Origin of the sequence: Halomonas sp. (assembly GCF_014859505.1) — a bacterium.
In the GTDB taxonomy this organism is placed as follows: Bacteria; Pseudomonadota; Gammaproteobacteria; order Pseudomonadales; family Halomonadaceae; genus Halomonas.
Window position 1 is genome coordinate 33,478 of the sequence record NZ_JACUUD010000016.1, and the last position, 9,940, is coordinate 43,417.

The window sequence follows — 9,940 nt, forward strand, 5'->3', positions numbered from 1 at the left end:
CCTAGTCGTCGCTTCCCTCCAGCACTGGCGCTGCATTATCCATACCCTGGGCACTGTCGTCAAGGGTTGGAACGCTGCGCTGCTGCTCGATCAGCCGCGAGTCGGGAATGCCGGCCTCGGGCGCCTGGCGGGCCTGGGAGGCATACCAGGCCAGGGTCAGGGAGGTGGCGAAGAAGACGGCGGCCAGGAAGGCCGTGAACTTCGCCAGGAAGCCGCCGCTGCCGCGAGAACCGAACACGGTCTGGGAGGCACCGCCACCGAAGGCGGCGCCGGCTTCGGCGCCCTTGCCCTGTTGCAGCAGGACAAGGACGACCAGGGCGATGGCGATCGCCACGTGGATCATGAGAATGGCAACTTGCATGGAATCAACCTGCTGACTGACAGATGGCTAGGAAATCGTCGACCTTGAGCGAGGCACCGCCCACCAGGCCGCCGTCGATATCGGGTTGGGCGAGCAGCTCGGCGGCGTTGCCGGCGTTCATGCTCCCCCCGTAGAGCAGTCGCAGCCCTTCGGCCAGCTCCCGGTTGTAGCTGGCCTGGTAGTCGCGAATTCCGGCCATGACCTCCTGGGCCTGCTCCGGCGTGGCGGTCCGGCCAGTACCGATGGCCCACACCGGCTCATAGGCGATGACCATGCGCGAGCGCTGTTCGGGCTCCAGGCGAGACATGGCGAAGCCCACCTGGCGCAACACCACCTCCATGGTACGGCCGGCGTCGCGCTCCTCGAGGGTCTCGCCCACGCAGAGCACCGGCGTCAGGCCAACGCCGAGCGCGGCCAGCAGGCGATCGAAGACCTGCTGATCGCCCTCGCGATAGAGCTGGCGGCGCTCCGAATGCCCCACCAGGGCATAGCGTACGCCGAACTCGCACAGCATGTTGCCGCTCACCTCGCCGGTATGGGCCCCGGAATGCAGCGGGTTGAGCGACTGGGCGCCAATCCGCAGCGGAGTATCGGCGAAGGCACGCTGCGCCGCATCCAGGTAGGGAAACGGAGGAAAGATCACGACCTCGACTCCCTGCGGCAGCTCGGCCTCGGCAAAGGCACGACCGAAGGCCTCGACCAGATCGGCCGAGCCATTCATCTTCCAGTTGCCGGCAAGCAGCGGGGTACGCATCGACTGTCCTCTTTCAAGGTGGTGCGAAATGGTATAGGAGCAGCCCTGTCAAGACAACCGGCCCCGCTCAGGGCTCAGTCCAGCAGCGCCTCGACCTCGGCGGCGATGCGGCGCGCCAGGCCGTCCACATCCAGATGGGGGCGACCCTCGACCATCACCCGGATCAGCGGCTCGGTGCCGGAGGGGCGCAGCAGCACGCGGCCCTCGTCGCCCAGCTCTGCCTCCACCTCGGCCACCGCCGCCTGAAGTTCCGGCCGCTCCATGAGCGTCGCGGCCCGGCTGCCCGGGGTGAGGCGGACATTGACCAGCGCCTGGGGGGCCTTTTCCAGACCGTCCAGCAGGCGCTGAAGCGGCTTGCCCTCACGCACCATGATCGCCAGCACCTGCAGCGCCGAGACGATGCCGTCGCCGGTGGTCTGGACATGACCACAGAGGATGTGTCCCGAGGACTCGCCGCCCAGCTGCCAGCCCTTGCTGGCCAGGCGCTCCATCACGTAGCGATCTCCCACCCTGGCACGCTCGAAGGGTACGCCCATCTCCTCGAAGGCCGCGGCCAGGCCGAAGTTGGACATCAGGGTGCCGACCACGCCGCCGCCCAGGTCTCCGCGGGCGTGGCGGTCGCGGGCGATCAGGTAGAGGATATCATCGCCGTCGATCTCGCGGCCGTCGGCATCCACCAGCAGCACCCGGTCGCCGTCGCCGTCGAAGGCCACGCCGAGGTCGGCGCCCTGCTGGATCACCGCGGCGCGCAGCGCGGCCGGATGGGTGGAACCGACATCCTTGTTGATGTTGAGACCGTCCGGGCTCGCCCCGATCAGGCTCACCTCGGCGCCCAGCTCGCGGAACACGTTGGGTGCGATGTGGTAGGTCGCGCCATGGGCACAGTCCAGCACCACCTTCAGGCCCGTGAGGCTGATCCGGTCAGGCACCGTGGACTTGCAGAACTCGATGTAGCGGCCCGCAGCGTCATCGATCCGTGCCACCTTGCCCAGCCTGTCTGCCGCCACCGTGGTCAGCGGCTCCTCGAGCATCGCCTCGATCTCCTGCTCGAGGTCATCGTCCAGCTTGACCCCGGCGGTGGAGAAGAACTTGATGCCGTTGTCGGCAAAGGGGTTGTGGGACGCCGAGATGACGATCCCGGCATCGGCGCGGAAGGTGCGGGTCAGGTAGGCGATGCCCGGGGTCGGCATGGGGCCCAGCAGGGCCACGTCCACACCGGCGGCGGAGAGGCCCGCCTCCAGGGCCGACTCGAACATGTAACCGGAAATCCGGGTGTCCTTGCCGATCAGCACCAGGTGGCGACGGGTGCCGTTGCGTGCGGCCAGCACGCGACCGGTGGCCCAGCCCAGCTTGAGCATGAAATCGGCCGTGATGGGGGGCTCGCCGACGGTACCGCGGATTCCGTCGGTGCCAAAATAGCGTCTTGTCATCAGCATCCTTCCTTGAGTACGGCCCATGTCATGTTCACCGCATCCACGCTGGGGGCCACATCGTGGACGCGCAGGATGCGGGCGCCACGCTCCACCGCCAGGGCCGTCAGCGCCAGCCCGCCGGGCAGGCGCTCCTCCACCGGCCGCTCCAGCACCTTGCCGATCATGCTCTTGCGCGACATGCCCACCAGCAGCGGCAGCTCGAGTGTCGCCAGTCGCTCCAGGCGATTGAGCAGGCGCAGGTTGTGTTCCACGGTCTTGCCGAAGCCGAAGCCGGGATCCACCAGCAGGCGCTCGCGGCGCAGGCCGCCGGCCTCGCAGGCGGCGACCCGCTCGGCGAGGTAGTCGGCAACCGCCTCCTCGATGGGCACATCATAGCGGGGCGCCTGCTGCATGTCGCGGGGCTCCCCCTGGCGGTGCATCAGGCACACCGGCAGGCCGGTGCCGATGGCCGCGGCCAGCGCCCCCTCGCGCTCCAGGGAGCGCACGTCGTTGATCATGCCGGCACCCAGGGCCGCGCACTCGCGCATCACCTCGGGGCAGCTGGTGTCCACCGAGACCAGGGCGTCCAGCTCGCGCACCAGCGCCTCCACCACCGGCGCCACCCGGTCGAGCTCCTGCTGGGGCGATACCGCATCGGCCCCCGGCCGGGTCGATTCGCCACCCACGTCGATGATCGCCGCCCCCTCGGCCAGCATGTGCTCGGCGTGGCGCAGGGCATCCTCCAGGGCCACATGGCGGCCGCCGTCGGAGAAGGAGTCGGGGGTGACGTTGAGGATCCCCATCACCCGGGGGAAGGAGAGGTCGAGCCGATGGCGGCCGCAGATCATGGAGGCAGGGATCGAGTTCATCATCTATCGGAGCCTGGGGAGGGTGGGCGAGACGGGGATTGACGGGGCTTGTTTTGACGGGCCTTACAATGCGCAGGCGCCCCGAAAGGGGCGCCTGGCAGTGATTGACGAGCGGGGTCAGGAGCCGGCCGGACCGCCCAGCGGGTCCGAGGGACGACGGCGGGGCTCGTCGTCGTCCTCCTCGCCACCGTCCACCTCGTCCGGCGCCTCCGGCGTCGCCTCGGCCTCAGGCCCCTCGGTCACCGGGGCACCGGGACCGGAGGAGTCACCGTCCTCCCAGTCCTTGGGCGGACGAGGCTCGCGGCCCTCCATGATGTCCTTGAGCTGGTCGGCATCGATGGTCTCGTACTTCATCAACGCCTCGGCCATGGCGTCGAGCTTGTCGCGGTTCTCCGCGAGGATCTGGCGCGCCTGCTCGTAGCAGTCGTCGATGACCTTGCGCACCTCCTTGTCGAGCTTGGAGATGGTCTCGCCGGACTTCATCTTGCCGCCGCCCTGGCCAGGACCGCCGAGAAACTGGTGGGACTCGTCCTCGTCGTACATGATCGGGCCCATCTCCTCGGAGAGGCCCCACTTGGCGACCATGCTGTGGGCCAGCTCGGTGGCGCGCTTGATGTCGTTGGAGGCCCCCGTGGTCACCCCGTTGGGGCCCAGGGTCATCTCCTCGGCGATGCGGCCGCCGAACAGGGAACAGATCTGGCTGATGATCTGCTGACGCGACAGGCTATAGCGATCCTGCTCGGGCAGGAACATGGTCACGCCCAGGGCGCGGCCACGCGGGATGATGGTCACCTTGTAGACCGGGTCATGCTCCGGCACCACCAGGCCGATGATGGCGTGGCCCGACTCGTGGTAGGCGGTGTTGAGTTTCTCCTTCTCGGTCATGACCATGGAGCGACGCTCGGCGCCCATCATGATCTTGTCCTTGGCCAGCTCCAGTTCCTCCATGCCCACCAGGCGCTTGTTGCGCCGCGCGGCGAACAGAGCGCCCTCGTTGACCAGGTTGGCCAGGTCGGCGCCGGAGAAGCCCGGAGTACCGCGAGCGATCAGCGACGGTTTCACGTCATCGGCCAGCGGCACCTTGCGCAGGTGCACATTGAGAATGTGCTCACGGCCGCGGATATCGGGCAGCGGCACCACCACCTGGCGGTCGAAGCGGCCCGGGCGCATCAGCGCCGGGTCCAGCACGTCGGGGCGGTTGGTGGCGGCGATGACGATGATGCCCTCATTGGCCTCGAAGCCGTCCATCTCCACCAGCAGCTGGTTGAGGGTCTGCTCGCGCTCGTCGTTGCCGCCGCCCATGCCGACCCCGCGGGAGCGGCCCACGGCGTCGATCTCGTCGATGAAGATGATGCAGGGGGCCTGTTTCTTGGCCTGCTCGAACATGTCGCGTACGCGGGACGCACCCACGCCGACGAACATCTCGACGAAGTCGGAGCCGGAAATCGAGAAGAACGGCACCTTGGCCTCGCCGGCGATGGACTTGGCGAGCAGCGTCTTGCCGGTACCCGGCGGGCCCACCATCAGCACGCCGCGGGGAATGGTACCGCCGAGGCGCTGGAACTTGGTGGGGTCACGCAGGAAGTCGACCAGTTCCTCGACCTCCTCCTTGGCCTCGTCGCAGCCGGCCACGTCGGCGAAGGTGGTCTTGATCTGGTCCTGGGAGAGCAGCTTGGCCTTGGACTTGCCGAAGCTCATGGGCCCGCCCTTGCCGCCGCCACCGCCCTGCATCTGACGCATGAAGAACATGAAGATCGCCAGGATCAGCAGGATCGGGAAGCTGGCGATCAACAGTCGGGTCCAGATGCTCTGCTGCTCTGGCTCCTTGCCCACCACGGTGACATTATTGGTGAGCAGGTCGTCGATCAGCTTGGGATCCTCCGCCGCAGGGCGGATGGTCTGGAACGAGGTGCCGTCGGTACGCTCACCGCTTATCCGGTAGCCATCGATGGTCACGCTGCGCACCTGCTGGTTCTGCACCTGCTGGACGAACTGGGAGTAGTTCATCGACTGAGGTGAGCTGTCGACGCTGAAGTTGTTGAACACCGTCAGCAGCACCGCCGCGATGACCAACCACAGAATCAAGTTTTTCGCCATATCGTTCAAGGGACTACCCTCAATATCAGAAATCTGTCGGCCACATATGCGCCTGGCACATTGGACACTACATGAGCAGGCCGCGTTCGGCCACCGCCGGCGCCTCGGCGCGGGCGATCCACCTCAGGCTCCACTTTGACACAGTTACATCCCCCTGTCCGGCAATCGCCCCGGTAGGCCAGGCCTATCGGGCCACCCGGACAGGATCAGCCGCGGAAGCCCTGGGCCAGCAGGTAGACCTCGCGGGAGCGCGTCCGGGAGGCGCCCGGCTTGCGGGTCACCACCCGGGCAAAGCGCTCGCGCAGGCACTTCAGGTATTCGTCGAAGCCCTCGCCCTGGAACACCTTGGCCAGGAAGCTGCCGCCGGGTCGCAAGGTCTGACCCGCCAGATCCAGCGCCAGTTCCACCAGGTACATCGCCTGGGGCTGATCGATGGCGGCCATGCCACTCATGTTGGGCGCCATGTCAGACATCACCAGGTCCACCGGGCGATCGCCCAGAGTAGCGAGGATCGCCGCGAGGACCGCCTCCTCGGTGAAGTCCCCCTGAAGGAAGTCGACGCCGGCCAGGGCATCCATCTCGAGGATGTCGGAGGCGATCACCACCCCCTCGACGCCCACCTTCTCGGCGGCTACCTGACTCCAGCCCCCGGGGGCGGCGCCCAGATCGATCACCGTCATGCCCGCCTTGAAGAGCCGGTCCTTGTCGTCCAGTTCCAGCAGCTTGTAGCTGGCCCGGGAGCGGTAGCCGTCCTGCCAGGCGCGCTGCACGTATTGATCGTCGAAGTGCTCCTTCAGCCAGCCCTTGCTGGTCTTGCTGGCAGAGCCCTTGTTCGCGGCGCTCTTGCTGACCGGCGCCTTGCCGGAAGCGGGGGATGTTGTGCGGGAACGAGCCACGGCATCACCAGAAGGTGGAGGGTAATGGAGAGGCGCTGGTGCGACATGCGGGAGGCGTCAGGCACAGCGGCATGGGTCGGACGCCCCTTCGAAACAGGGCCAGGCCGGGCGTTGCGCCAGGTGACATTTCGCCTGGGCCATTTTCGGCATGGCAATTTACGCGTACCATGACCGGCTGCGCGCAACCAAGAAGATGCAAGATACCATGAGCTTGTCACAGGCACAAAAGAAGGCATTTCGCAGCATCGGCCACCATCTGAACCCGGTGGTGACGGTCTCCGAGAACGGCATCTCCGAGGGGGTGCTGGGAGAGCTCGAGCGGGCACTGTCCGATCATGAGCTGATCAAGGTGAAGCTGGCCCTGCCGGAGCGGGACGACCGCGCCGCCATGCTGCAGGAGCTGGTCGCCACCAGCGGTGCCGAGCTGGTGCAGACCATCGGCAAGATGGCCCTGCTCTATCGCAGGAACCCCCGGGTCGACCCGAAGCTCTCCAATGTCCAGCGCTTCGAGGGGCATCACGGCCGGCACTGACGTGGAGCGGGATCGAGGATGCAAAAGGCCCGCGGCAGTGCCGCGGGCCTTTTGCATGGTTCGTCTGCCGGGTTTGGCGCTTACAGGTGCTCGACGCCGCCGATCTCGTACTCGACGTTGCCGCCTGGCGTCTTGACCACCACCACATCGCCCTCCTCCTTGCCGATCAGGGCGCGAGCGATGGGCGAGGTGACCGAGATCAGCCCCTGCTTGATGTCGGCCTCGTCCTCGCCGACGATGCGATAGCGCACCTGCTCGTCGGTATCGAGGTTGATCAGCTCGACGGTGACGCCGAAGATCACCTTGCCGGTCTGGGGCAGCTTGGTGACGTCGATCACCTGGGCGTTCCCGAGCTTGCCCTCGATCTCCTGGATGCGCCCCTCGATGAAGCCCTGTTGCTCGCGGGCCGCATGGTACTCGGCGTTCTCCTTGAGATCGCCGTGCTCGCGGGCCTCGGCGATGGCAGCGATGACCCTGGGGCGCGCCTCACCCTTGAGCTGCTCGAGCTCCTTGCGAAGGCGTGCCTCACCGGCAACGGTCATTGGGACCTTGTTCATTGTGCAGCTCCTGCATGCAAATCCTGAAGCCGCCTCACCGTGATCGCGTTGCCATACTCAAGTGCCATGCAAACGGCACTGGCCCCCGCCAGCGTCGTGGCGTAGGGGACCTTGCGGGCAAGCGCGGTGCGACGGATCACCGAGGAGTCCTGGATCGCCTGGCGACCCTCGGTGGTATTGACGATATAGGCGATGTCGTCGTTCTTGAGCAGATCGACGATATGCGGACGACCTTCGAAGACCTTGTTCACGACCTCGACGTCGATACCGGCAGCCTCGACGGCGGCGGCGGTACCGCGGGTCGCGCACAGAGTGAAGCCCAATGTTACCAGAGAACGCGCCACCTCGATAACACCCGCCTTGTCGGGCTCACGCACCGAAAGGAACGCCTTGCGGTCGCCATCGACGGGCGGAATCGCCTCGCCGGCGCCCAGCTGAGCCTTGTAGAAGGCCTCGGCGAAGGTGTCACCGCTGCCCATCACCTCGCCGGTGGACTTCATCTCCGGCGACAGGATCGGGTCGACGCCCGGGAACTTGTTGAACGGGAAGACCGCCTCCTTGACGCTGAAGAAGTGCGGCACGATCTCGCGGGTAAAGCCCTGCTCCTCGAGGCTGGTGCCGGCCATGCAGCGCGCGGCGATCTGGGCCAATGAGGTGCCGATGCACTTGGAGACGAAGGGCACGGTACGCGAGGCACGCGGGTTGACCTCGATGATATAGATCTCGCCGTCCTGCCAGGCCAATTGCACGTTCATCAGGCCCTTGACGCCCAGCTCCACGGCCATCTGCCGGACCTGGTCGCGCATCTCGTCCTGCACCTCGGCGGGCAGCGAGTAGGGCGGCAGCGAGCAGGCGGAGTCGCCGGAGTGCACGCCGGCCTGCTCGATATGCTGCATGATGCCGCCGATCACCACCTGCTGGCCGTCGCTGACCGCATCGATGTCGATCTCGATGGCGGCGTTGAGGAAGTGGTCGAGCAGCACCGGCGAGTCGTTGGAGACCTTGACCGCGTGGGTCATGTAGTTCTCCAGCTCCGAGGCGTCGTAGACGATCTCCATGGCGCGGCCGCCCAGCACGTAGCTCGGGCGCACCACCAGCGGGTAGCCGATGGCCTCGGCCTTGGCGAAGGCCTCCTCGAAGCTGCGCGCGGTGGCGTTGGGCGGCTGCTTGAGGCCCAGCTTGTCGATCATCTGCTGGAAGCGCTCGCGGTCCTCGGCGCGGTCGATGGCGTCCGGGGTGGTGCCGATGATCGGCACGCCGGCGGCCTCCAGCTCGCGGGCCAGCTTCAGCGGGGTCTGGCCGCCGAACTGCACGATCACGCCGACCGGCTTCTCCTTCTCGGCGATCTCCAGCACGTCCTCCAGGGTCACCGGCTCGAAGTAGAGGCGATCACTGGTGTCGTAGTCGGTGGAGACGGTTTCCGGGTTGCAGTTGACCATGATGGTCTCGTAGCCGTCGTCATGCATGGCGAAGGCGGCGTGGACGCAGCAGTAGTCGAACTCGATGCCCTGGCCGATGCGGTTGGGGCCACCGCCCAGCACCATGATCTTCTGGCGGTCGGAGACCTCCGCCTCGCACTCCTCCTCGTAGGTGGAGTACATGTAGGCGGTGTCCGTGGCGAACTCGGCGGCACAGGTATCGACGCGCTTGTAGACCGGGCGGATGCCGGCCTGCTGGCGGGTCTTGCGGAATTCCTTCTCGGAGACGCCCAGCAGGCTGGCGAGGCGAGCATCACTGAAGCCCTTGCGCTTGAGCCGGAACAGCTCGCGGTGATCGAGTTCGGAAAGCGAGCGATGCTCCACCGCCTGCTCGGTCTTGACCAGGTCCTCGAGCTGGACCAGGAACCAGCGATCGATCTTCGTCAGCGAGAAGACCTCGTCGACGCTCATCCCGGCACGCATGGCGTCGGCGACGTAGAAGATGCGCTCGGCGCCGGCGGCCTGCAGCTCGCCCTTGATATGTGCCATGGCCTCGGGGGTGAACTCGGCGAAGACGGGGTCGAGCCCGTCGTTGCCGGTCTCCAGACCGCGCAGCGCCTTCTGCAGCGACTCCTGGAAGGTGCGACCGATGGCCATCACTTCGCCCACCGACTTCATCTGGGTGGTCAGGCGGTCGTTGGCCTGGGGGAACTTCTCGAAGGTGAAGCGCGGGATCTTGGTGACCACGTAGTCGATGGCGGGCTCGAACGAGGCCGGGGTGCGACCACCCGTGATGTCGTTCGAAAGCTCGTCCAGGGTGTAGCCCACCGCCAGCTTGGCGGCGATCTTGGCAATCGGGAAGCCGGTGGCCTTGGAGGCCAGTGCAGAGCTGCGCGACACCCGCGGGTTCATCTCGATGACCACCATGCGCCCGGTGTCGGGATCCATGCCGAACTGGACGTTGGAACCGCCGGTCTCGACGCCGATCTCGCGCAGCACCGCCAACGAGGCGTCGCGCATGATCTGGTATTCCTTGTCGGTCAG

Annotated in this window: 9 protein-coding genes; 1 reads left to right on the forward strand and 8 read right to left on the reverse strand. The window is 66.6% G+C overall.

From position 1 onward, the window contains the following. Nucleotide 1: 1 nt before the first annotated feature. From secG to rlmE, 6 genes are all read right to left on the reverse strand, one after another. Nucleotides 2-361 carry a preprotein translocase subunit SecG gene (gene secG / locus IBX53_RS04170; protein WP_290905773.1) on the reverse strand — a complete coding sequence of 120 codons (360 nt, stop codon included), beginning with the start codon at nt 359-361 and terminating at the stop codon, nt 2-4. 4 nt (nt 362-365) lie between these two features. Then, the gene (gene tpiA, locus IBX53_RS04175) at nt 366-1,115 is read right to left on the reverse strand and encodes a triose-phosphate isomerase (RefSeq protein ID WP_290905776.1); all 750 of its coding nucleotides are present in this window, start codon (nt 1,113-1,115) and stop codon (nt 366-368) included. 74 nt (nt 1,116-1,189) lie between these two features. Further along, entirely contained in the window at nt 1,190-2,545 is a 1,356-nt protein-coding gene (glmM, locus tag IBX53_RS04180; protein WP_290905779.1) for a phosphoglucosamine mutase, read from the reverse strand. Then, nucleotides 2,545-3,330 (reverse strand): dihydropteroate synthase, encoded by a 786-nt coding sequence (gene folP, locus IBX53_RS04185; protein ID WP_290905801.1) that lies wholly within the window; start codon nt 3,328-3,330, stop codon nt 2,545-2,547. Before folP ends, glmM begins: the two co-directional genes overlap by 1 nt. Before the next feature lie 183 nt (nt 3,331-3,513). After that, nucleotides 3,514-5,502, reverse strand: a complete 1,989-nt coding sequence (gene ftsH / locus IBX53_RS04190) for an ATP-dependent zinc metalloprotease FtsH (protein WP_290905782.1) — start codon at nt 5,500-5,502, stop codon at nt 3,514-3,516. Between the two features lie 197 nt (nt 5,503-5,699). Beyond that, entirely contained in the window at nt 5,700-6,389 is a 690-nt protein-coding gene (gene rlmE, locus IBX53_RS04195; protein ID WP_290905785.1) for a 23S rRNA (uridine(2552)-2'-O)-methyltransferase RlmE, read from the reverse strand. A 205-nt stretch (nt 6,390-6,594) separates the two neighbouring features. On the opposite strand from rlmE, the gene yhbY reads away from it, so the two are divergent. Further along, the gene (gene yhbY, locus IBX53_RS04200) at nt 6,595-6,921 is read left to right on the forward strand and encodes a ribosome assembly RNA-binding protein YhbY (RefSeq protein ID WP_290905789.1); all 327 of its coding nucleotides are present in this window, start codon (nt 6,595-6,597) and stop codon (nt 6,919-6,921) included. A gap of 80 nt (nt 6,922-7,001) precedes the next feature. On the opposite strand, the gene greA is transcribed toward yhbY, so the two are convergent. After that, nucleotides 7,002-7,478, reverse strand: coding sequence for a transcription elongation factor GreA (greA, locus tag IBX53_RS04205; RefSeq protein ID WP_290905791.1), 477 nt, complete (start codon nt 7,476-7,478; stop codon nt 7,002-7,004). Continuing rightward, nucleotides 7,475-9,940, reverse strand: a 2,466-nt coding sequence (gene carB, locus IBX53_RS04210) for a carbamoyl-phosphate synthase large subunit (protein WP_290905794.1), incomplete at its 5' end; no start/stop codon positions are given. The genes carB and greA, both read right to left, overlap by 4 nt.